The sequence below is a fragment of the Microcoleus sp. S1D4 genome (assembly GCF_036700765.1).
Lineage (GTDB): Bacteria > Cyanobacteriota > Cyanobacteriia > Cyanobacteriales > Microcoleaceae > Microcoleus.
In genome coordinates this window covers 30,218-52,949 of sequence record NZ_JAUBPP010000027.1, presented here as the reverse complement: position 1 = coordinate 52,949, position 22,732 = coordinate 30,218, and the positions used below count along the sequence as shown (strand labels likewise).

The window sequence follows — 22,732 nt, the reverse complement described above, 5'->3', positions numbered from 1 at the left end:
TCAGCTAAGATTGTGAACAGTCAACAGTCAACAGTCAACAGTGAACGGTGAACGGTGAACAGTGAACGGTGAACAAATAACTTAATTTATGCGCTTAAAATCCCTTGATGTTTTTCGCGGAATTGCGATCGCCTCGATGATTCTAGTCAACAACCCCGGTAGTTGGGAACAGGTGTATCCACCGCTAGATCACGCAGAATGGCACGGCTGCACCCCGACAGACTTAGTATTTCCGTTTTTCTTGTTCATTGTGGGCTGCGCGATGTCTTTCTCGCTGTCAAAATATACTGAAACTACTACAAAAATAGAAACAAATATCTATTGGCGAATTGCGCGCCGCGCCACGATTTTATTTATATTAGGATTGCTGCTAAATACATCTTCGATCGCCCTTGACGTACTTCTCAACAGCGCCCCAGCGGAAAACTTCGGTAAAATCCGCATCATGGGAGTATTGCAGCGCATCGGCTTAGCATATTTCATCAGTGCGATCGCGATTCTTAACCTTTCCCCCCGCCATCAAAAACTGCTCGCTGTTGCGGTGCTTTTGGGCTATTGGGCTGCATTAACCGCAGGCGCTGTAGGGGGGTACACTGCCGGCGAACTCACGCCCGAAGGAAATTTAGGAGGATATGTCGATCGGCTAATTCTCGGCAGCCAACACCTGTACAAAGGCGGCCCCTTCGATCCTGAAGGATTGTTGAGTACCTTACCCGCAGTTGTAACCGTCCTGATCGGCTATTTTACAGGGGAATGGTTGCGCGTGCAGCCGATCGAAACCCGCACCAGTGTAAACTTAGCAATATGCGGCCTAAGTTGTCTAGTAATCGGCCATTTGTGGGGATTTTTATTTCCGATCAACAAACAACTGTGGACGAGTTCCTATGTGGTTTTTACCGCAGGTTGGGCGTTGCTATTGCTAGCAGCTTGCTACGAAACAATAGAAGTGCGGAATTGGAAATGGGGGCGACCGTTTGAAATCATGGGAGTGAATGCTATTTTCGTGTTTGTTGCTTCCGGGATTGTCGCCAGACTTCTATTAAAAACTCATATCGGTAGCGGCGAAAATCCTCCGACAACTTACACTTGGATTTACGAAAACTGGTTTGTGCCGTGGGCGGGGCTGCTGAACGGTTCTCTAGCATTTGCCGTGACTGCGGTATTATTTTGGTGGTTAATTTTGTATGGAATGTACCGCCGTGGTTGGGCGATTAAAATTTGAGTAAAAAAACAGAATACCTAAAATCCCTACTTCTTTAAGAAGTCAAGGTTCTAAGAGCTAGTAGGGCTTGACATCCACAGCATTTTGCAGTTAACGTATTTATTAATTAAAAAAGTGTTTTAATCACGGAATGGAGAGAGCAATGAACGACTTCTTAGATAGCTTGATATGTCGGCAGACATTTGATACGCAGGCTTTGATGAATTCTCACCCACCAAAATTTTACGACCCTAACAAGCAAATAGTTTATGATATTTGTTGTCCGCCTGGATGCACTCATCGGGGTCAATTAGCATTTTCCCGATGGTACGCAATGCCTTTTCCAGAATATCTTTCTCCTCTGGAACATCAGACAGATATTTCTGAGCGAAAGGCATACTTTGGGTACGAGCCATCCCAAGATAGCACTGAGATGGAGTGGTATCTCAATTTCGCTCATTACGATCTTTTTTGTGCTTATGGTGGTTCGCTATTTGCCCAAGACGAAATGCAGGTAGCTGAACATCCAGGACTTAGTTCACTGCGAGAAGCTTTACTAGATTCCAACATTAAGCCATTAACAGTGGAGAGTCAACAACCCACCCCGATCCTGATTCGTGGGGTGGAACGGAGGTGTGCGATCGCTACCGATCGCAATTCAGGACAGGGGCGACCTTTTGGTCTTTACGGCAATAACTTTGGACGAGCGACATCAGATGCGATCGCACAAGCGACAAAACCTCTAAACCCGCCTACAATTACAAACATCATTGCGATAGAAGCTCCTTCCTATGGCGAGGGTTCTTATAGCATTGCACAAATTGAATACATTCTTAAAACAGCATTCACTGGATTTTTTGCAGCACGAATTGAGTCACAGTTAGAGTCGGCTCAAACACCAACTTTGATTATTCATACAGGCTTCTGGGGATGCGGAGCTTACGGTGGTAATCGTGTCTTGATGGCTCTTTTGCAACTGTTGTCGGCTCGTCTCAGTCAAGTGAATTGTCTAGTCTTTCATACCAGCGATGCTACGGGAAGTCAGGATTTGGCAACTGCTCAACAAATACTCGATCGCGATTTAGTACCTGATGATTCACCGGTGAAAGTTTCAGATTTGGTAGAAAAGATTCATGCGATGGAATTCCAGTGGGGATTTAGCGATGGAAACTAAGAGGATATTCGAGCCAAGTTATACCTGCAGTAACAACCTTTTCTTTGCAATACGCAGCTACACTTTTTCCTGAGAGTGAGGAAATCCCACCCGTTCAAGTTTCGACTAGGGACTAGATCTGGCCTCAAACCCTCCCAGCTCAAGGATTTGGCCGATTTCTAGATCGCCCCCCTCTCAACCGCTCGCTATAAATGAACCCAAATCGCTAAAATAAAAAAAAGATACGTAATAGGCAGGCTGGCGTCAATGATCCCAACAGTTATAGAACAATCCGGTCGCGGCGAACGCGCCTTTGACATTTACTCGCGACTCCTGCGCGATCGCATCATCTTCTTGGGCCAACAGGTTGACTCCGACTTAGCCAACTTGATCGTTGCCCAATTGCTATTTTTAGACGCAGAAGATCCAGAGAAAGACATTTACCTCTATATCAACTCCCCAGGGGGTTCGGTATCAGCAGGTATGGGCATTTTTGACACAATGAACCACATCCGCCCCGACATTTGCACCATTTGTCTCGGTTTGGCAGCCAGCATGGGGGCTTTTCTGTTGAGTGCCGGCGCTAAAGGCAAGCGGATGAGTTTGCCTCACTCCCGGATCATGATCCACCAACCTCTCGGTGGAGCTCAAGGACAAGCAACGGATATTGAAATTCAGGCAAAAGAGATTTTGTACCACAAACAGCGCCTGAATCAATTTTTGGCAGATCATACCGGTCAGCCGCTTTCGCGCATTGAAGAAGATACCGAACGGGATTTCTTCATGTCCGCCGATGAAGCTAAGGACTACGGTTTGGTGGATCAAGTGATCGATCGCCGTCCTTCGGCCAGTCGCCCGATCGCCGCTGTAGCATAAATTAAAAATTAAAAATCAAAAATGGGAAATATTCGGCATTTTTGATTTTTAATTTTTAACGTTCAAAAGTACCTTTTTAATCCTGGATAAACGGGTGCGTCGAAACCGGGTTTTTTACCCAAATCTTTGGTTCTCAACCTTAATATCTGTAAAAAACCCGGTTTCTTTAATCTAATAGCCTCCAGCGCCTTGTTTAGTTTCCGAATTCCTAGGGTTAACGGCAGTTGACAGTTTATCTAGATTTACCGAGAATTTAATTACTAAATTCTCGGTAAATTAATCCACAGACTAATTAGCGTTGGTGATTTTGAGCGAACAAAGACGCAACCTTTGAAGAAGACCTCGCCAGCAATGTTTCGGAAATAAATAACTCATTCAAAATCTTGCGAATTCTGCGCGAAGCGATTAATATACAAAGATACAACCGCATTGAGAGGTCGAATCAATGGCTACCCTAACTTATTGCAAAGGCTTGCCCACACCAGCAGATGAACTCAACGAACTAGGATTTACAGATTTCGAGATGTTCTTAGAAGCTTACGCCCCAATTTTTAGGGCTGCAAGTATTGAAACAGTCAACCACTTACTTTTAAATACAGGATTCAAGAAGTCCGACTGGAACACACACTTACGGTATCAATAAGCGCCACGCAGATGGCGTGATTAGCTCCACCAAAGGTCGTGTAGACGGCGCTAAAGAACACAGAATTCTACATATAAAAACTCTTGAGGGGAAGGTTAAATCTATTAGTGCGTGGCTCAAAAAAGCCGAACGCAAACTGGTATTAGCTCGTAAATTTTATGCCAAGAATAAATGGCAAAACTCAAAGGCAGGCTGCAATTTTCCCATAGCCTGCTCGCTCCAGTATAAGTATACAAATTGGCAAAATTTACGCTTTCAAATACACAATAAAAAGCGCAAAATGACTCTGTTGACTAACAGAATTAAACACTTAAGAGTCAAACCAATCAAGGTTTTCATCCCTAACGGGGATATTTTTGTTGTCGGCTCTAAAGACGAGTCTTTCGGCAATCAAGTCTCCCAGTGGAATGGAAAAAAAATAACTTTTAGAGTCCCAAAATACTTAGAATCACGATTCGGAAAAACTGTGTCTTCTGAGGTTGGTGATTTCGAGCGCAACATAAATAGGCTACCAGAATCCGGGGCGTATACCTGGCATTTCTACCGCAAGAGCGGAAAGTGGGTTATTGCCGTGCAGTTTACCCCAAATCCCGTGAATCAAGTTTCTAGAGAGAGGATGTCCGGTTGCATCGGTATCGATATGAATCCTGGTTCTATTGGGTGGGTGTATGTCGATACTGAAGGAAATCTCAAAGCCAAAGGGCAGATTCCATTGCAGATGGGCTTACCTAACGGCAAGCAACAAGCTCAGATTGTTTATGCTTGCCTGCAACTAGCAGTAAGAGCCACGGAATTTGAATGTCCCGTAGTTTGCGAAGAACTTGATTTCTCAACAAAAAAGCAATCTCTAGGGGAAAAAGGTAGAAAGTATACGCGGATGTTATCGGGCTGGGCATATAGTGAGTTCTACAAGCAACTCAGTTCGATTTTGTCGAATCGTGGAATTGAGTTGATTACAGTTAACCCGGCTTATTCAAGTATTATGGGATTGGTAAAATATTTAAGAATGTATGGCTTAGCCAGTGACGAATCGGCCGCACTGGTAATTGCTCGTAGGGCTATGAAATTAGGTGAAAAAATACCTCGCTCCTTAACCGCCTATTCTGAGGTGAACTCGGAAAAGCACGTAGGTCGCGAGTGTAACCAACTAAATAAAAAGATCAAACGTTCCGCTACAATATCACGTCGCTGTGATTATTATAGCGTTTCTAACTGGAGTTTCTTGGTCAACCTCGACCAGAGAGGAAGCGTAAGCGCTAAGAAAGAACGTTTAAAGCTTATACCGCAGAGCTTACCCAGGTTTACCTAGGTTTTTATAAGCGGTAAAGATTCGAGATATTGCAAGAAATCGAGCAGTTGTTCTGGGTTTAATAAATGCCGCGCTGCTTTGTCATAAGCTTGTTTGAGATAATCTTTTCCTTGGCTGGCAGTCCAGCTTAACCGCTTGATTTCCTCAGTGGTTCTGCTGTAAATTTCCAGATATTCTAGGAAATCTGCCAACTGTTCGCTAGAAAGCTCTCTCTGCGACGACTTGTCATAAAGTTGTTGGAGACAGTCCATTTCCGTTTTTTTATTCCATCCCTGGCGTTTGAGGATGCCGTCTATGTTGGCGATCGTATCAGAATCGTCCTCGATCGCATCACTGGGAATTCCCACTGCGATCGGTTGCAATTCCCTAATTTCAGCAGCACCCTGCGACAGTTCGCTGATTTGGGCGGGCGCTACCGACAGTTCCTCCATTGGTTCCCCGTAGCTGGAAGAAAGCCAAGCATCCGAGTCTATTTGCTTCGGTACAAATCCAGCCGGAACTCGATCGACCGCAGGCGGTTCCGGTTCTGCTACAGGTGCGATCGGCTCTTCATTTAATTTAGATTCAGTATTGACAAAATTGCTTTGATGTGGTGCATCAACTTTTTCGGCAACAGGCATTTCTAAAACAGGAAGAGGAGCAAGGGCCGGCCCAGGCGCAGCAGCAACAGTCGGCGGAGGTGGCACTGGCAGCGCAGCCTCCGCAGCAACAGTCGGCGGAGGTGGCACGGGCGCAGGCGAAACGGCAACAACAGCAGCAGCGGGTTCGGAAAATCCGAGGACGGCGATCGCCCGCGATCGGGCGCGGTCTTCAGCACCCTCAACAGACTCAGCAGCCGACATACCCGTAGCGAGAGTTTTACCGTCAACCTGAACCAGACAGCGAACCACAAACTTACCGTGATGAATAGTCAGCAACTCACAGATTAACTGTCCAGTGGGATAAAGGGCGCGAAATTGAGCAAACATAATTTTTTGACCCCGAAACCAGAAGGGGGCTGATGACTTCAGTTTAGTACAACCCACAGAAAACAATTTTCTGAAAGCACCTATTCAACATACAATAAATAAAAGGTGAATCATCAGCGCAACCTTTCACCCGACTAAACCCTATCCCACATCCTGCCGTTTAAGCTAGCAAGCAGCGGGTATGAAACAGCAACTAAGCAAAAGTAGTAAAGTCTCCGGTTTTGTGTACCTTGCACTTTCTACAGCACAGATTGCTCCAGACCCGCTGGTTGGACATCTGTCCGCAAGGACAGAGCGCTTGCAAAAAACAGGGCATTTCTTGCGGTAAGCAACTAGCAATTTTGCCCGATCGCCAGTAAAATCTTTGGCTTTAGCAAAAGGCAAAAGGCACTTCAAAAGCAAGCAGAAAGCAGGAACAAGGCAGACGGAAAAATGCAGGAGGCCCAAATGCAAATTTTCTCCTCTCCAAATCCATCTCCCCATCCCCGACTCAACCCGTCGCTTTCAGCATCGAGTCATCTTTTAAGAACCGACAGGGGCTTTCTACTTATTAGCGAAGAACTCGGCGCTGCCAGCCAAAAGCCAAGGAACCAACGCTAAAAACTTGTATTGGGGAATAGGGTGCGGGGCCTTTGTCTGCACCGCCATCGGTCAGTTGCAGACAAACAGCAGACAATTAGCGACTGCCGGTGTCGGGAAAAAATCTGAAAAAATCCCTGGCTGCAGGTAGCACCGACTGTGCTGGCATCTCCACCTACTAACCCGCGCATTTGTTGGGAAGCAGGCACAGCGAGGGTAAGAAAGGGTGCGGCTGATTTCGCCAAAATTAGACTAATTGCTGGAAACAAGAGGATCGATCGCTACATGGAATTTTCTATCGCTGCACTGCTGGCAAATTTTACAGAAGACAAATTAGTGGCTCCCAAAGCATTAGAGAAAAAACTCGATTGCAACGACGCCACCAGTCAACTCAAACTTCAAATCGCATTAGAAGCTCTAGAGAAAATTGGCATATTAGTCAAAGACAAAGGCCGCTACCGCCGAGTAGCTGAAGACGACGTAGTAGAAGCAAAACTCCGCTGTTCGAGCAAAGGATTTTGTTTTGCAATTCAAGATGCCGAAGGCTCAGAAGACGTTTACGTGCGAGAAAGTCACCTCTCGACAGCTTGGAATGGCGATCGAGTATTAGTCAAAATCATCAAAGAAGGCAGCCGCCGCCGATCGCCCGAAGGCGAAGTCATGCTGATCCTCGAACGCGCCAACCCCTCGGTACTGGCGCGAGTCAAGCAAACCGCCACCCCCACCGGCCGCGTCAGCTACAGAGCAATTCCCCTGGACGATCGCCTGTTGTTTGAACTAGACTTGCTCGCCAACGGCACAAACCTCCAAGAAGCGATCGACCATTTAGTACACGTCGAAGTCAAACGCTACCCCCTCGGCACCCATCGGCCAGTCGGCAAAGTAGTACAGGTACTCGGTTCCGATGCCGAAGCCGCAGACGACCTCGACATCGTATGCTGCAAACACGACTTGCCGCGCTCCTTCCCCGCCGCCGTCATCAAAGCAGCCGAAAACTTGCCCAGCAAACTCAAAAAAACCGACATCAAAAAACGGTTAGATTTGCGGAACAGCCTGACAGTCACCTTTAGCAAAAACGAAGAAGGAGAAACCAGCACCCAAAACGAAGCCCCTCAAGTTCCACAGGAAAATTTCTCCGAGGGAACAGCCGAAAACGAGCTCGAAAACGAATTCGACCCGACCTCATTTTTGTGCGATCCGCCAATCGAACGCGCACTGTCGATCGAAACCCTCAAGTCCGGCGGCTGGCAAGTAGCAATCCACATCGCCGACGCAGCCGAGTACGTGCAGCCAGAAACCCCCCTAGACCGCGAAGCCCGCAAACGAGGCACCAGCGCCCATCTCGGAGAAAAAATCATCCCCGTACAGCCACAAATCCTCAACGATCGCTGCTCGCTGCAACCAGACACCGAACGGCTGGCCTTCAGCATACTGCTGACCCTAGACGAATCGGGAGAACTGACAGAATACGAAATTCAAACCAGCGTCATTCACATTGACTACCAGCTCAGCTACGAACAAGCTCAAGCAATAATCGAACCAGACTCCGATGCCGAAGATAACCCTTTATCCTCCGCCCTCCGTCCTTTCCTAGATCAAATCAGGGCTGCTTCACAGGCTGTCAGACAGACGAGACTCCAGCGGGGAGCTTTTGAACTAAATTTGCCGGACGCTAACTCTCACTTCGACGACGAAGGCGAATTAGGAGCTTTTACAACGGCTACCCCTGCCCAGTCGGCGGTCTCCGAATTGGTCGTACTCGCCAACCAAGCTGTCGCCACCCACCTGCAAGCCTTGGGAGTCCCAGCAATCTATCGCGTCCAGCCGATGCCAGACCCTGCGGACATTCAAGAGTTCATCAAACTCTCCAACAACCTCGGAGGCGAACTGTATCTCGAAAACGAAGAAGAAGTTCTGCCCTTGGACTTCCAGCGATTTACCCAGCAATTTGCCGACCTCAAGTCCGAAAGAGTTCTCACCTACCTGCTGGAAGACACCATGAAGCCGGCTGTTTACAGCACAACTCCCAAGCCGCACTTCGGTTTAGCGCTGCAAGACGGTTACACGCGCTGTACTTCCCCGCTTTCGCGCTACGCCGATTTGCTGGTGCTGCGGGTGTTGCAAGCGGTGTTCGAGCAAGGCCGCAGCAGCCGCACAACTCGCGCTAAGGAAAAAGTCAACCTGCACCATTCCTCCTGTCACGGTCAAATTACTTGGAACGTTCTCCCCCCAGATTTGCACCACGAATTTGAGACAGAGTTTGCAGCGGCGGTGGTACATCTGACGGAACGCGAAAGGGTTGCCGAAGATGCCGAAAGCGATTTGCAGGGGTTGAAGAAAACCGGATTGATGAAAGAGCGCACCGGTCAAACTTTCCAGGGTTTGATTACAGGGGTGCAGTCTTACGGTTTCTTTGTGGAAATTGAGGTGCGGCCGCCGGAGAGCGAACTGTTGCGAGTGGAAGGATTGGTGCACGTTTCTTCGCTGAAGGATGATTGGTATGAATATCGATCGCGCCAGCAAACTCTAGTTGGTCGCAAAAACCGCAATCAATACCGTTTGGGCGATCGGGTAGAAGTTCAAGTCAAAAGCGTTGACTACTACCGCCAGCAAATTGATTTAGTTGCTGTTGGCGGCGGTAGTCAAGCTTTTGATGATGAGGAATAGAAGAAGAAGGAAGAAGGAAGTTCGGCAACGAGCAATGTACGGGATGTAACGGATGTAACGGATGTAAGTCCGTCGGAAGAAGAAAGAAGGAAGAAGGTAAGAAAATTACTTTTTTGCTAGTCATAATAAAAAAGTAATTACTGATGATTTTCTAATTTCTTTTTTGCCAATTACTTCTGACTTTCTTATTCTTTTTTCCCCAAGTCTCTAAAGTCCGGTCAATTCACTACGAATCAGGACACGGCATTGCCGTGTCCCTACAAACTTCTTCTCTATTCTTGCTTGCTTCTGCCCTCAAACTTATGCCTTAAAAATAATGACAAATAACTACCCGCTAATTGTAGGAGTTACCGGAGCATCGGGACTGATTTACGCGGTGCGAACATTAAAATATCTCTTGGAAGCCGATCGCGCCGTGGAACTGGTAGCATCAAAATCTACCTACATGGTTTGGCAAAGCGAACAGAACATCCGAATGCCCGCAGAACCGACACTTCAAGAAGAATTCTGGCGGGAAAAAGCAGGAGTCCCCAATTCTGGCAAACTTCGCTGCCATCCGTGGCAAGATGTTGGTGCTAATATTGCTAGCGGCTCCTTTCGCACCCAAGGAATGATGATTATTCCCTGTAGCATGAGTACACTAGGCAAGTTAGCGGCCGGATTGAGCTCGGATTTACTCGAAAGAGCGGCCGACGTTCAGCTTAAGGAAGGGAGAAAATTGGTACTTGTACCTAGAGAAACTCCTTTTAGCTTGATTCACCTGCGAAATTTGACTACCTTAGCCGAAGCAGGGGCTAGAATTGTGCCAGCGATTCCCGCTTGGTATCACAATCCTCAAACTATTGAAGATTTGGTAGACTTTGTAGTGGCTCGCGCTTTAGACCAGTTAGGAATTGATTGCGTTCCTCTCAAACGCTGGAAGGAAGAAGATTAGTCAGTTGTTAGTTGGCAGTTGTTAGTTGTTAGTTGGCAGTTGTGAGTTGTTAGTTGTTAGCCAACAGTCAACAGTTAGTTGTTAATTGTTAGTCGTTAGTCAACATCCAACAGTCAAAAGTTGTTAGTTATTTTTGCCAATTCCCAATTCCCAATTCCCAATTCCCAATTCCCAATTCCCAATTCCCCAATTCCCAATTCCCAATTCCCCAATTCCCAATTCCCCATTCCCCATTCCCATATTATTGATATGCGTCCTATATTATTGCTAGTAATTGTCGTAGGGCTAACTATTTTTGCCTTGCAAAATGTGGAGCCAGTTTTATCGCTGGTATTTCTGGGAATTCGATCGCCCGCATTGCCCTTATCTATCTGGATTTTGCTCGGCATGGCGGCGGGTGCTGTCACGTCTTTATTTGTTTCTGGTATGCTGGCTTTTTCCAATTACCTATCTCAAAGGGAAAACCGCACCGGCCGCGACATTCCCAGCCGTGATGCTGTCTCAGCAGACAGGAGAACAGCTTACGCTGCGCCTCCCCCTCCCAGAAAACAGGAGATTGACCCGGATTTTGATACGGAAAATAGCCAAACTTCCTATCAAACTCAGTACGGGACACCGGCGGGTTACAGCGCCCGGACTTTTCAGCAAGAAATTCCCAACCCTCCGCCTGGGAAGGATGACGATCGACTCGGAATCGATCGAGCCGCAGACGATGAGGATGATTGGGCTTCTGATGGCTCAAAATCCGCCTCTGGCGGCAGCGATGATGATTGGGGGGACGATCGCGATTTTGCCGATCGACCGCAGGTAAATGACGTTGCAGGGGCAAATCCGAGGGATTACGAAACGAAACAGGAACCGAAAAGCAAGTCTTGGGCTGGGTCGGTATACTCTTACGGCTATCGAGATCCGAATCAATCTGGGGTGGGGAAAACTGAGTCTATCTACGATGCGGAGTATCGGGTGGTGGTTCCACCGCAAGACACCATACTTCAATCGGGTGACGCGAAATTACCTCAAAATCCTAGTGCAGAATCAGAGGAGGATTGGGGATTGGATGAGGATGATGTATTTGATGAGGACTCGCCACCCAGCGGCGGGCCGATTAATTTGAAAAAATAGTCAAATAAAAATAGGGAGGATTTGGCGGTGGATTTGTTGAGGGGAGTTAATGTCTATCTCGTCGGGATGATGGGTTCGGGAAAAACGACGGTGGGGCGGATTTTAGCAAGGGAATTAAAATACCGTTTTTTTGATACTGATGATCTCATTGTTCGAGTTGCGAATCAGTCAATTGCTGAGATTTTCGATCGCGAAGGGGAAGAGGCTTTTCGGGAATTAGAAGCTAAAGTGCTCGCCGAATTGTCTGCTTATAAAAATTCTATCGTGGCTACGGGCGGCGGCATTGTGACGCGACCGACAAATTGGGGTCATTTGCACTACGGTATAGTGGTGTGGCTGGATATACCTGTAGATAGATTGTGCGATCGACTGCGATCGGACATCACTCGCCCCCTACTGCGGGAGGGCGATCTCAAATCTAAGCTGCAAAACATTTTAAACGAACGAGAGCGTTTCTACGCTGGAGCAGATGTCCGAGTTTCCACCAGTGGAGGCGAAAAGCCTGAAGAAGTGGCCCGTCGCGCGATCGAGGAAATCAAAAAAATTATCAAACCCGAAACGAAACCCGATATCAATTGATACATTCAGAAACCTGGTTTATGGGAAAACAATCAGGTTTCTGAGGACTTTTGAATACCGTAAAAATACTGAGTTTTGTCTGATTGTGTCCGTTTAACCGCAGAATGTTTGGGAATGATATCAAATCCTCTCTTCATCGGAATAGTAAATTCACTGTTGACAGTTAACAGTTAACAGTTAACAGTTAACAGTTAACAGTTAACATCATGTATGAGTGCAACCGGAATTGATATGAAGCGGATTTGAGCGGATGTGGGGCTTAAGTTTTATATTATCATCACACATTATCAATCTTGAATGCGAAAATGGTGTGAGTTGTGCCAAAAAATAAAATGGCCCCACCGCTGAAGGGCTGTAGGGCGCAAGGACAGTTAAACGCTAACCTGATTATCGGAAAATTTAGCATCAATGCTATCCTCCTATGTGACGATTTCACGATCGTCCATTCACTCAACAATTCTCCCGTATCAAAAAATGTAACCCCATATCGATCGACTTCAACTTGTCCTATTCTAAAAATAATACCTCATGCATTCTGACGAGCAGCTCCCGAAAGCTGCTTTTTTATTGAGCAAAAATCGGTCATAGAGAATCTGTAGGTGATATCCTAGGGCGATCGCACGATCGTAACAAAAACGGATCGCGCGTGCGGACTCGCATTCCGCGGCACTACGAAGCGACCGGACACAACATCGCGAAGATGGAAAACTGCTATAATTGCGCCGATGGGGTGATCGGTCAGAGGTAAGGTTTTGAAAAAACCAGAGCTATATTTCTTCCAGGGCGATCGCATATTTTTCGACTAAATATCCGCTGCCAATTGTAGAATTTGGTTGGGTGAATTTTCCCTTCCCCATTAAGGTAATACGAGCTGGCCTGTTTTTGCCAAAAATTCTATTCCCCCGCCCAACCCCAAACCACTCATAGAAACAGCAGTTAATATCACAAAAGTCCGCCATCTGTGGTGGCCAAATAATTGAATATCTAATCTTGCCAAAGCTCCGGCTGAAGTTAAGACTAAACCAGTTACAAAAAGGTGCATCCAAGTAAAAACTATAACTGCCAAAAGAGCTCCTACAATAATCGAAATAAAAGCTCCGGCATCACTCGAAATCCACCGCACAATAAATCTTTTTGTGCTCTTGAGCGGGAACGACAAAGCTATAGCTAACACTAAAACAGCGGCTACGGCGAAAAACCAAGTTAGGTGCGGGGGAACATCAAACTCAGATAATTTCCAGCCAAAAATAAAATAGGTAACAAAAAGTAGGGTTAGGGAAAGCCAATAGTTTTTTTTCATGTTGATGAAAAGATTAGGGAAACCATGCAAAAAAGACGACCCCGCCCAAAAATGGAAGTCCCCGACAGGACTAACGGTCGATTCCCAAATTTTAGACTAAAGTTCCAGTTTCCATATCGCAAGCTGCAAGAAAATCTCTCATTCTTCCATTCTTCAATTGTGCCATCGACTTGCACCGAGAAGTTTGCCGCCGGCCTAGAGGTTAGTAGAAATAGCTTGCACCGGACAAGTAGGGATGCACTGCTCGCAAACAATACAACGCGATCGAGCAAAGGTTAGTTTAAAGCTTTCTGGGTCTAGGGTCAAGGCTTGCGTGGGGCATACCCCGGTGCACAGGCCACAGTGAACGCAGATATCTTCATCTATAAGGATTTCCCTGCTGGCGAGGGAAACTCCGATATTTTGCGATCGCATCCAGTCGATCGCCGCTTCTAGTTGGTCGATGTCCCCTGATAACTCTAGCACCAGTTTGCCCACTTGATTCGGAGCCACCTGAGCGCGGATAATGTTGGCTGCAACATTAAAATCCTTTGCCAGTCGGTAGGTGACAGGCATTTGGATCGATCGTTGGGGAAACGTCAGCGTTACCCGTTTTTTCACTTTTACCTCGGTAATCTACAAACACAATCTTTCTTATATTATGTTTGATCGCACGTAATTTAATTATTGGTATCAGGCAAATTTTATCTCAATTTTAGCAGAGAATCTCAAAATGTGGTAAAATCTGAAGCGGTTATTAAAAAAACATAAAAATAACATCGCCCTTTATTTTATGAATCTCAATTCTCCAAACTCAACTGCTGCCAACGAACCAAAAAATTCTGACACGACCACCGCCGCGCGCGTCAGAAACTTATTGATAGTGTTAGCAGCGATCGCCCTGTCAGTATCTGTATTGTTGGGATTGCGAACTCAAGCGCCATCAAGTAGTCTCACCGAAATGGCAAAAACATCCGTACCGCTGGAAACAGCCTTAACAAACGGCAAGCCAACATTCATGGAATTTTATGCTGATTGGTGCGGTAGCTGTCAGGCAATGGCAAGCGATTTGAGCACAATCAAAGACAAATATGCCGAACCGATGAATTTTGTCATGCTGAATGTAGACAACACTAAATGGCTACCAGAAATCACCAAATATCGAGTAGACGGCATACCGCACTTTGTCTATTTGAACGATAAAGGCAGCAGAGTTGCTGAAACGATCGGCGAAATGCCGCGCAGTATTATGGAAGCTAATTTAGAAGCTTTGATTGCCGGAAACCCCCTGCCTCACGCTCAAGCAACAGGTCAAGTTTCTGATTTTACTCCCCCCACAGGGCCAGTGAAAACAAGTAGCTCCGACCCCCGCACCCACGGCAGTCAAGTGCAGTAGTCATTAGTCATTGATCATTGGTCATTAGTCATTAGTCATTAGTCATTAGCAGTAGATACCGTAGGGTGCGGATCCATCAACAATCTTGGGAATCTCGAAAATCTCGCAGCGACGCACCATACAAGGGCGCGTTTGAAAACAACAATCAGAGCCTGAGACAAATAATCTCTTGACACTCTCCCACCCAAGGGTAAATCGCAAGTGCTTTCGGATAAAACAGTCGATCGCAACTTTAGCAAATCTTGATTGCGGGCGATCGACTACCTCTCAAGAAATATTTAAAAATTTTTATTGAAAATTTATTAAGATTTATTATAATGGCAAAATGCCAAGTCTAAATACTCGATAGTTCCCGATCAAAAATAAAGCTTGATACAAATAATTTGATTGCAATCCCCCCGACTCATTCCTTCGCAGACTGACTGATATCGTTTCCGGTTGCATCGGAATAATAATAAAATCGAGTCAACAGTCAACCATCAACAGTCAACCGTCAACAGTCAACCGTCAACCGTCACCTGACGGTGCAACCGGAATTGATATGACGCAGTAAATTCAAATCTAAAACCTAAAATCAAATGAGCGCCGATAAACCCGGATTCAGCATCAGCAGCCTCTCAATCCGCCGCCACATCGGCACCCTCATGCTGACGCTGGCAATTATAATCGTAGGTATTTTCTACATCACCCAACTGCCAGTTGACTTGCTACCCTCCATCACCTATCCCCGCATCGGCGTGCGCCTAGACGCCCCCGGAATCTCCCCAGAAGTCGCAGTTGACGAAGTTACCCGCCCCCTCGAACAAGGACTTTCCGCCACCGAAGGAGTCATCCAAATATTTTCTCGCACCCGCGAAGGACAAGTCAGCGTCGATTTATTCTTCAAGCCTGGGGGCAACATTGACCAAGCCCTCAACGATGCCACCGCCGCCGTCAACCGCATCCGCAACCAACTTCCCGACAATGTGGAAGCCCCCCGGCTGTTCAAAGCTGACCCTTCCCAGCAGCCTGTTTACGAATTTGCCCTCACTTCCAACTCCCTGCAAGGAGTTGATTTGCGCGTATTTGCCGACGAAGAATTATCCCGAGAATTAAACGTAATTCCCGGAGTAGCATCAGTTGACGTTGCCGGCGGCGTACAAGAAGAAATTCAAGTAAATATTGATTTAAATCGCTTGCAATCTTTAGGCGTTAGTATTTCCGATGTTTTAAACGCCCTCGAAGCCCGCAATCTCGATACTTCCGGCGGGCGGCTGCGACAAGAATCGGCGGAACCTTTAACCCGTACTGTCGGACGATTTCGGAGTGCAAAAGAAATCCAAGAAATTTCCTTTCAAATATCTGGTTCCACTCCGCCCAAACGAGTCTTTTTGCGAGATTTTGCCAAAGTAATTGACGGGACAGAAGAAGAACGAGTTAAAGTATTTCTCAATCAAAAATCCGCCGTCAAAATCAGCATTCAAAAACAGCCGGACGCAAACACGATTACAGTTGTAGATGGCGTCAAAAAGAAACTCGCAGAATTAAAAGAATCAGGATTAATCACCGAAAGTACGACAATCATCACTACTTCAGATGAGTCTAAATTCATCCGAGATTCTATCAGCAACGTCATATTTTCAGGTTTGACTGGGGCTGCTTTAGCTGGCGCATCAGTTTTGTTGTTCCTCGCTTCCCTGCGCCAGACTTTTATTATTGTCTTGGCAATTCCCCTCGCAACTTTAATGGCGATTATCCTGATGGGGCTTTTTCACCTGTCTCTGAATATCTTTAGTTTAGGAGGTTTGGCGCTCGGTGTGGGAATTGTGGTCGATAACTCGATCGTGATGTTGGAAAATATTGTCGAAGGAACCAGCAATCATAAAAACCAGCGATCGACTAAAAAACAGTTGATCCAGCAAGCAGAAAATAGCAGCCAAGAATTAGAATCAGCTTTATTTGCCTCCACTATTACTAACTTAGTTGCGGTACTACCATTTTTGTTAATCGGTGGGTTAGTTTCCCTGCTGTTTAACGAGCTAATTCTCACTATCACTTTTTCCGTCGCCGCGTCTTTGATTGTCGGATTGACTGTTGTACCGATGATGGCTTCTCGACTGCTAGCCTTGCCGGTATCCAGCGGTTTGAGCAACTTTTGGCTGCTGCAAGCGTTCAACCGATCTTTTACCAATGCTACCGCCGGTTACGGGAAATTTTTATCGGGAATAGTGCGGTGGCGGTTAATTGTCGTTGTACTGGCGATCTTTATATTAGGCGGCGGTAGTTGGCAGATGGCCGGTCAAATTCCCCAGGAAATCTTACCTCAAATTAGTACCGGTCAAGCGAGGTTATTTGCTTTGTTTCCCGCAGGTACTAATTTGGAAACTAATCAAAGAGTGATGGCGGAAGTTGATAAAATTATGCTCAGTCAGCCGGAAACTGAATACACTTTGACTACGGTGGGCGGGCTGTTGTTCGGCACTAATACGAGCGAGAATTTGCTGCGCGGTGGCAGCAATATTACACTAAAATCGGGCAGCAATACCTTAGCTTTTGTGGAAAGAGTTAATCAAGAATTGAAGAAAGTTAAGGTTCCTAAAAAAACTCGGTTGCGATTGATTCCTGAAAATGTGCGGGGCTTGGTTTTGACTAATTCTCCCGTGCGGGGTGCGGAGGTTGATGTTCTGCTTCAGGGCGAAAATGAGCAGGTATTGCTGGAAGCTGGCCGCGACATTTTGGAAACTTTGGAAGAGAAGGTAAAGTTAGCTAGCTTTCGCCCTGATACCGATCCGCCGCAACCGGAAGTGCAGATTCGCCCCAATTGGGAACAAGCGGAAATCTACGGGTTGAATGCGAGGGAAATTGGAGAAACTATTCAGACAGCAATTCAAGGTGCTATTCCCACGCAGTTGCAGCGGGGAAACCGTTTGGTTGATGTGCGGGTACAGTTCGATCGCAATTCTATCCAGTCAATTTCTGAACTCAAGTTTATCCCTTTAACTGCGAGGAATAACGCTCGCATTCGCTTGGGCGACGTGGCGAGTATTGAGGTGGGAAAAGCACCGGGAGAAATTCAAAGACTCAACCAGCGCCAAGTTTTCTTGATTGCTGGGAATATTAATAAGGGTGCGAGTTTGGGGGATGCTTTGAAACAAGTCAATGCTGTTGTGGCGGACATCAAATTGCCACCGGGAGTGCGGGTGATTCCTAGTTCGGCGGCGGAAACTAACCGGGAATTGCAAACTTCGCTGAAGATTTTGGGTGGGTTGGCGGCGTTTTTGGTATTTGTGGTGATGGCAGTGCAGTACAATTCGCTTGTCGATCCGCTGGTGATTATGTTGACGGTGCCGCTGGCTTTGGCTGGGGGGATTTTGGGGCTGTATGTGACTAAAACTGCGATCGGCGCGACGGTGATTTTGGGGGCGATTTTGCTGGTGGGAATTGTGGTAAATAATGCGATTATTATGGTGGAATTGGCGAACCAAATTCTCGAAGACGAAAAGGTCGATCGCGCCACGGCAATTCTCAGGGCTGCACCTCAACGTTTGCGTCCGATTTTGATGACAACTATCACCACAGTTTTGGGTTTGTTTCCCCTAGCTTTGGGAATTGGAGAAGGTTCGGAGTTTTTGCAACCTTTGGGGGTTGTGGTGTTTTCCGGTTTGTCGCTAGCAACGCTGCTGACGCTGTTTATTATTCCGTGTTTTTACATTTTGCTGCACGATTTCTTCGGGATGTTTGCAGGGAAGAAGAAACCGCAGGCGGTTGCTATTCCTGTGCAGAAGGCGGCAAGAAAGAATGCGAATTTGTAAAAGATGATCCGGCGGTTGAAACCGCGTCTTGTCAAACGATGTCGGCCTGCGCCGACTAAAAAATAAAGGGAGTCTCAAACCCGGATTTAGTATCGGTCAATATTCTTTGACTCCCCAAAAAAATCCCGACTGACACACCCTACGAGAATTAGTACGTTTGACATCATAGATCTTTTGTAGTACCATACGTAGTATGCAATAACTGGCAAAAGAAACCTCAACCAAAATGCCCTACGAAAAATTAGAAATATCAACCCCAAAACCAGTATTATCTTGGGCAAATCACGCCTTGGGCGAAAAAGAAACCAAGATGGCCGCCAATGTCGCATCTTTGCCCTTTGTATTCAAACACGTCGCACTAATGGCCGACGTACATTTAGGAAAAGGTGCTTTAGTCGGTTCCGTAATTGCCACAAAAGAAGCGATTATTCCGGCGGCTGTGGGCGTGGATATTGGCTGCGGGATAATTGCCGTAAAAATGCCTTTCACCGCCAACAAATTAGAAGGCAAACTCAAACAAATTCGCCTCGATATCGAAGCAGCAATTCCCGTCGGATTTGCTGAAAACAAAGAAGTTGAAAAATCTGTCACCAACTGGCAAAAATGGAGCGATTTCAAGGAACTTCATCAAGGCGTGCAGCACCAAGATAATAAAGCCTTAAAACAATTGGGTTCTCTCGGTGGTGGCAATCATTTTATTGAGGTTTGCGTTGATACGGAAAACTTTGTTTGGCTGATGCTGCACTCTGGTTCTCGCGGCATTGGCAATTTGCTCGCACAGCAGCATATCGAGACGGCGAAAGATTTAGCTAAACTGGCAGAAATTAATCTGGCTGACAAAGATTTGGCTTATTTTGTAACAGGTACGCCGGAGTTTGCGGCTTACTGGCACGATTTGCAGTGGGCGCAAGATTATGCTCGTTTTAATCGCGATATAATGATGAATCGATTTAAGCGAATTGTGGAAAAGCACGTGGCGGGTGGCAAATCTGTTAAGCCGTTATTAGAGGTGAATTGCCACCACAATTATGCGGAAAAAGAGGTGCATTTTGGCGAAGATGTGTATGTTACTCGCAAGGGTGCTGTGCGGGCGGATGTTGAGGATTACGGGATTATTCCGGGTTCGATGGGGGCGAAGTCTTTTATTGTTAAAGGGAAGGGAAATGTTGAAAGTTACTGCAGTTGCAGTCATGGCGCTGGGCGGTTGATGTCTCGCACTAAGGCGAAAAATGTATTTACTCTTGATGATTTTGTGCGGCAGACTGATGGGGTTGAGTGTCGCAAAGATGAGCAATTTTTAGATGAAATTCCGGGGGCTTATAAGTCCATTGAGGAAGTGATGAGTCAGCAGTCGGATTTGGTGGAGGTTGTGGCAACTCTCAAGCAAGTGGTTTGCGTTAAGGGCTGACAGAAATTGGTTTATATCAATTCCGGTTGTGCCGTCAGGTGATTGTTGAGTGTTGACTGTTGACTGTTAAGAGGGCCCGCACGCACCATCCACCGCCCCTACTGACTGTTGACTGTTGACTCGATTGTATTATTCCGATGCAACCGGAAACGATATTATTTGTACTTGACTTAGGTGAAAAGTTCTGTATGGGAAGATGGGGGAAATCAAATCGCTTTCGATTTCCTCCTGTTGACAAATGCTTTGTTTTGTGAGGCTATTTGCTAACAAGCCATTTGCTTCCACTCAATTTCTAGCAAGCGCATCAATCTTTCATCGCCTTTGGCTTTGGCCACTTGCTGTCTGCGATCGAGAATACTGCAAATATGCCTCCGCTGGACTTGCGCCACTTCCGCAACTGTTGGGGAAGATTGAACCGCCGCTATGGCGCTAGCTGCTGCGACATCCCGCAGGGCTTGAACCTCTTGCTTTGTGTTAGAGTTTGCGCCCCCGTATTTTTGGGGGACGGGAATGTGTCTGGGATACCGATAGTTCCAGTCTTGACCCCTATATTTGCCTGCGGCTTGGCCTTCAATCATATCGACTGTGGGAATGTCGTATTCGTAGTTTGCGCCGCGATAAGTGAGTTGCATATTTTTCGATCCTTATATTCAGATAAAAAGAGCAGTCAGGTCTGGTGTGATTTTTGTAGTAAAAAGTTTTTACTTTCTGTATTCAATTATACGGTTCTTTAAGAAAAATGCGTTAATTTACATAAATTAATATTGTGAAACCCAAAGAGCAGGAAAAAACCCGCAACAGCGGGTTTAATTGAGCTTTTGAGTCCTTCGACGGACATCAAGAGCAAAACTGCTGCGGTTCCAAAGAACTACCCGACTGTCACTTGATCCGTTTGGACTGCTGTCGCGCCCTCTTCAGCAGAGGCGATCGCCACTAACTTGTCGAGAATTTCCTGACTGGGAACTTGACCTTTGAGAACAACCGTGCTGCTGAGCTGAGCAACCCACACCGTCTCGATATCAGCAACTTCTGAATCGCCGTCAAAAGCCAAAGCTACCCGCTTCGCTAAGCCACTTTCGTCAAAATTTCCGTCTGGGCCGACTTTAGCAGGGGCGATGGATTGCGATTGGGCTGCTTGCTGTACTACTTGTGCCATCGGTTCAGCCTGGGGTGCAGGCTTTTCGAGTCCGAACAGTCTTTTAAACCAACCCATAGTAGTCTCCTGAAAATACACTTTTTACAAAGATAGCTCTAGAATTGCCAAAGACTCGTAATTGTTGCAAAACTCAGCGAAATTTATCAAAAATTTTTCCCGGCAGACTTTCAAAATCTGGTAAGTGCTCGAAGATCCGGGTTTTGATAGCCCTGGCTCAAATGGTTCGTAAAAGATGTAGGGGTAGTGCTAAGAGTGCCTAGCCCCACGGATCGCAGCTCTTCACGGGGGGATTGTCCCTACAAAAATCACACAACTGATGCGAGGATTGCTATATTTAGCCGAACTTGAGATCCTATTGTTCGGGGCCAAGGCTGTTCGTCCTCGCTACAAACTCGATATATAATATTGTTCCGCTTCCAACCAATTTAGTTTAAGCAAGGAATCATTTCCAACTAAAAACTTGACACTAGGCTTAATTGCTTTCACACCCAAAGCGCCAATAATCTGTGCAGCTACAGCTTTCGCTAATAGCGGCGGTACAGAATTTCCGACTTGGCGGAAACCGTGCCATTTGGTGACGTGAAATCTAAACCAGTCAGGATAGGAATGCAGCCGCGCAGCTTCTCTGACTGTAATGCACCGAGGGACGATCGGGTGAATCGGCCTTGGCGAAGTATAAGCGCCCCTCTCCCTGTCGGTTCCAGCCCTGAGAGTGTTGCAAACTCCGTCGGGGTGCAGCTTGTAAAAGCGGCTGATCGGCTCTTTTTCGCCGTAGGCGGAGGCTGCAAATCTTTCCATACATTCGAGAGAATGTTTTGTGCGCCGACTCGAAGAGAGGATTTGTCGATCGTACTGGCGATCGTAACCATAATCATTTTCAAAATCATCGAATCCGCGCAAAAAACTCGCGTAATCGCTGCTGCAATTTCCGTACTCTGCTACTACCCAATCTCGGTGCAGCAACTCGCTGTACTTTTCCACTTCCGGCAAATCTCCAATCGCATCCCAAACAGTCGGAACAGCAGGTAAATTAATTTTTTTATAGCGTTTAGGAAGTTTCTTTTTCGGTAGCATAGTCGTTGGCTGAGGATATTTTGGCAGCTCAAAGTCTTTTTTGCACCCAATCAAAAACAATCGTTTGCGAGCTTGCGGCACTCCGTAGTGAGCGGCATTCAGAACTTGATAATTTTCTTCTACTTGATATCCCGATTCCCCAAAAGAGCTAATTAAAAGATTCAAAAGTTCCTTGTGTTTGCCGGCCACAATTCCCGGCACATTTTCCATGACAAAAAACTTGGGTTTCAATTCCAAAACTAAGCGTAGAAAGTGAAAAATCAGAGAATTTCGTGGGTCATCCACATCGCGCTTTCCCATCAGCGAGAATCCTTGGCAGGGCGAACCGCTGATTACTACGTCTATCTCCCGCCTGCCGATCGCAGATTTGTTCCTAATTTCCGCTCCTGTTAGCTGTGCGACATCTTTGCACAAAATAGAACACATCGGGAAATTAAACTCGTGTGTAGCGCAGTGAATTGGGTCAATTTCAACGGAAGCAAGTACATCAAAACCTGCTTGTTCAAAGCCGAGAGTCATGCCGCCCGCGCCTGCAAATAAATCAACAGCGATCGGTCGCTTTTTCCGATTGCTTGACATAACATTTCAATTATAAAA

The 22,732-nt window shown here is 46.5% G+C and carries 18 protein-coding genes; 12 read left to right on the top strand and 6 right to left on the bottom strand.

Going from position 1 to position 22,732, the window contains the following annotated elements; translation table 11 throughout:
* The first annotated feature begins 88 nt into the window (after positions 1–88).
* From QT998_RS23115 to QT998_RS23095, 5 genes are all read left to right on the top strand, one after another.
* Complete coding sequence (locus QT998_RS23115; RefSeq protein WP_333092739.1) at positions 89–1,222, top strand: acyltransferase family protein; 1,134 nt, start codon at positions 89–91, stop codon at positions 1,220–1,222.
* Between the two features lie 142 nt (positions 1,223–1,364).
* Entirely contained in the window at positions 1,365–2,375 is a 1,011-nt protein-coding gene (locus tag QT998_RS23110) for a hypothetical protein (protein ID WP_333117960.1), read from the top strand.
* A 246-nt stretch (positions 2,376–2,621) separates the two neighbouring features.
* Positions 2,622–3,230: an ATP-dependent Clp endopeptidase proteolytic subunit ClpP gene (clpP, locus tag QT998_RS23105; protein ID WP_193976162.1), complete on the top strand. Its 609-nt coding sequence runs from the start codon at positions 2,622–2,624 to the stop codon at positions 3,228–3,230.
* Between the two features lie 445 nt (positions 3,231–3,675).
* The gene (locus QT998_RS23100) at positions 3,676–3,873 is read left to right on the top strand and encodes a hypothetical protein (protein ID WP_333117958.1); all 198 of its coding nucleotides are present in this window, start codon (positions 3,676–3,678) and stop codon (positions 3,871–3,873) included.
* A 16-nt stretch (positions 3,874–3,889) separates the two neighbouring features.
* Positions 3,890–5,182 (top strand): hypothetical protein, encoded by a 1,293-nt coding sequence (locus QT998_RS23095; RefSeq protein ID WP_333117955.1) that lies wholly within the window; start codon positions 3,890–3,892, stop codon positions 5,180–5,182.
* Here the strand turns inward: QT998_RS23095 and QT998_RS23090 are convergent.
* Positions 5,179–6,150 carry a hypothetical protein gene (locus QT998_RS23090; RefSeq protein WP_333117952.1) on the bottom strand — a complete coding sequence of 324 codons (972 nt, stop codon included), beginning with the start codon at positions 6,148–6,150 and terminating at the stop codon, positions 5,179–5,181. The two genes, QT998_RS23095 and QT998_RS23090, sit on opposite strands and share 4 nt — an antisense overlap.
* Positions 6,151–7,014: 864 nt before the next feature.
* On the opposite strand from QT998_RS23090, the gene QT998_RS23085 reads away from it, so the two are divergent.
* The 4 genes from QT998_RS23085 to QT998_RS23070 all read left to right on the top strand — a co-directional run bounded on the left by QT998_RS23085 (position 7,015) and on the right by QT998_RS23070 (position 12,031).
* The gene (locus QT998_RS23085; protein WP_333092749.1) at positions 7,015–9,396 is read left to right on the top strand and encodes a ribonuclease R family protein; all 2,382 of its coding nucleotides are present in this window, start codon (positions 7,015–7,017) and stop codon (positions 9,394–9,396) included.
* 316 nt (positions 9,397–9,712) lie between these two features.
* The gene (locus QT998_RS23080; protein WP_333117949.1) at positions 9,713–10,330 is read left to right on the top strand and encodes a flavin prenyltransferase UbiX; all 618 of its coding nucleotides are present in this window, start codon (positions 9,713–9,715) and stop codon (positions 10,328–10,330) included.
* A 249-nt stretch (positions 10,331–10,579) separates the two neighbouring features.
* Positions 10,580–11,452, top strand: coding sequence for a LapA family protein (locus QT998_RS23075; RefSeq protein WP_333117947.1), 873 nt, complete (start codon positions 10,580–10,582; stop codon positions 11,450–11,452).
* A 27-nt stretch (positions 11,453–11,479) separates the two neighbouring features.
* Positions 11,480–12,031 (top strand): shikimate kinase, encoded by a 552-nt coding sequence (locus QT998_RS23070; protein ID WP_333092733.1) that lies wholly within the window; start codon positions 11,480–11,482, stop codon positions 12,029–12,031.
* Between the two features lie 856 nt (positions 12,032–12,887).
* Here QT998_RS23070 and QT998_RS23065 read toward each other — a convergent pair.
* Entirely contained in the window at positions 12,888–13,331 is a 444-nt protein-coding gene (locus QT998_RS23065) for a hypothetical protein (RefSeq protein ID WP_333117945.1), read from the bottom strand.
* A gap of 195 nt (positions 13,332–13,526) precedes the next feature.
* Entirely contained in the window at positions 13,527–13,931 is a 405-nt protein-coding gene (locus tag QT998_RS23060; RefSeq protein ID WP_193976335.1) for an NIL domain-containing protein, read from the bottom strand.
* Positions 13,932–14,103: 172 nt separating this feature from the next.
* On the opposite strand from QT998_RS23060, the gene QT998_RS23055 reads away from it, so the two are divergent.
* The 3 genes from QT998_RS23055 to QT998_RS23045 all read left to right on the top strand — a co-directional run bounded on the left by QT998_RS23055 (position 14,104) and on the right by QT998_RS23045 (position 19,905).
* Positions 14,104–14,706 carry a thioredoxin family protein gene (locus QT998_RS23055; RefSeq protein WP_333117942.1) on the top strand — a complete coding sequence of 201 codons (603 nt, stop codon included), beginning with the start codon at positions 14,104–14,106 and terminating at the stop codon, positions 14,704–14,706.
* A 578-nt stretch (positions 14,707–15,284) separates the two neighbouring features.
* Positions 15,285–18,497, top strand: a complete 3,213-nt coding sequence (locus QT998_RS23050) for an efflux RND transporter permease subunit (RefSeq protein WP_333117938.1) — start codon at positions 15,285–15,287, stop codon at positions 18,495–18,497.
* A 226-nt stretch (positions 18,498–18,723) separates the two neighbouring features.
* Positions 18,724–19,905 carry an RtcB family protein gene (locus QT998_RS23045; RefSeq protein WP_333117936.1) on the top strand — a complete coding sequence of 394 codons (1,182 nt, stop codon included), beginning with the start codon at positions 18,724–18,726 and terminating at the stop codon, positions 19,903–19,905.
* Between the two features lie 263 nt (positions 19,906–20,168).
* On the opposite strand, the gene QT998_RS23040 is transcribed toward QT998_RS23045, so the two are convergent.
* From QT998_RS23040 to QT998_RS23030, 3 genes are all read right to left on the bottom strand, one after another.
* Positions 20,169–20,537 carry a DUF4278 domain-containing protein gene (locus QT998_RS23040; protein WP_194069590.1) on the bottom strand — a complete coding sequence of 123 codons (369 nt, stop codon included), beginning with the start codon at positions 20,535–20,537 and terminating at the stop codon, positions 20,169–20,171.
* Between the two features lie 236 nt (positions 20,538–20,773).
* Positions 20,774–21,118: a BON domain-containing protein gene (locus tag QT998_RS23035; RefSeq protein ID WP_194008353.1), complete on the bottom strand. Its 345-nt coding sequence runs from the start codon at positions 21,116–21,118 to the stop codon at positions 20,774–20,776.
* A 327-nt stretch (positions 21,119–21,445) separates the two neighbouring features.
* Positions 21,446–22,714 (bottom strand): DNA cytosine methyltransferase, encoded by a 1,269-nt coding sequence (locus QT998_RS23030; RefSeq protein WP_194069588.1) that lies wholly within the window; start codon positions 22,712–22,714, stop codon positions 21,446–21,448.
* Positions 22,715–22,732: the final 18 nt, after the last annotated feature.

Coding starts and splice junctions, on each gene's coding strand:
- QT998_RS23115 (WP_333092739.1), top strand. CDS start 89: ATGCGCTTAAAATCCCTTGATGTTTTTCGCGGAATTGCGATCGCCTCG.
- QT998_RS23110 (WP_333117960.1), top strand. CDS start 1,365: ATGAACGACTTCTTAGATAGCTTGATATGTCGGCAGACATTTGATACG.
- clpP (WP_193976162.1), top strand. CDS start 2,622: ATGATCCCAACAGTTATAGAACAATCCGGTCGCGGCGAACGCGCCTTT.
- QT998_RS23100 (WP_333117958.1), top strand. CDS start 3,676: ATGGCTACCCTAACTTATTGCAAAGGCTTGCCCACACCAGCAGATGAA.
- QT998_RS23090 (WP_333117952.1), bottom strand. CDS start 6,150: ATGTTTGCTCAATTTCGCGCCCTTTATCCCACTGGACAGTTAATCTGT.
- QT998_RS23085 (WP_333092749.1), top strand. CDS start 7,015: ATGGAATTTTCTATCGCTGCACTGCTGGCAAATTTTACAGAAGACAAA.
- QT998_RS23080 (WP_333117949.1), top strand. CDS start 9,713: ATGACAAATAACTACCCGCTAATTGTAGGAGTTACCGGAGCATCGGGA.
- QT998_RS23075 (WP_333117947.1), top strand. CDS start 10,580: ATGCGTCCTATATTATTGCTAGTAATTGTCGTAGGGCTAACTATTTTT.
- QT998_RS23065 (WP_333117945.1), bottom strand. CDS start 13,331: ATGAAAAAAAACTATTGGCTTTCCCTAACCCTACTTTTTGTTACCTAT.
- QT998_RS23055 (WP_333117942.1), top strand. CDS start 14,104: ATGAATCTCAATTCTCCAAACTCAACTGCTGCCAACGAACCAAAAAAT.
- QT998_RS23050 (WP_333117938.1), top strand. CDS start 15,285: ATGAGCGCCGATAAACCCGGATTCAGCATCAGCAGCCTCTCAATCCGC.
- QT998_RS23045 (WP_333117936.1), top strand. CDS start 18,724: ATGCCCTACGAAAAATTAGAAATATCAACCCCAAAACCAGTATTATCT.
- QT998_RS23040 (WP_194069590.1), bottom strand. CDS start 20,537: ATGCAACTCACTTATCGCGGCGCAAACTACGAATACGACATTCCCACA.
- QT998_RS23035 (WP_194008353.1), bottom strand. CDS start 21,118: ATGGGTTGGTTTAAAAGACTGTTCGGACTCGAAAAGCCTGCACCCCAG.
- QT998_RS23030 (WP_194069588.1), bottom strand. CDS start 22,714: ATGTCAAGCAATCGGAAAAAGCGACCGATCGCTGTTGATTTATTTGCA.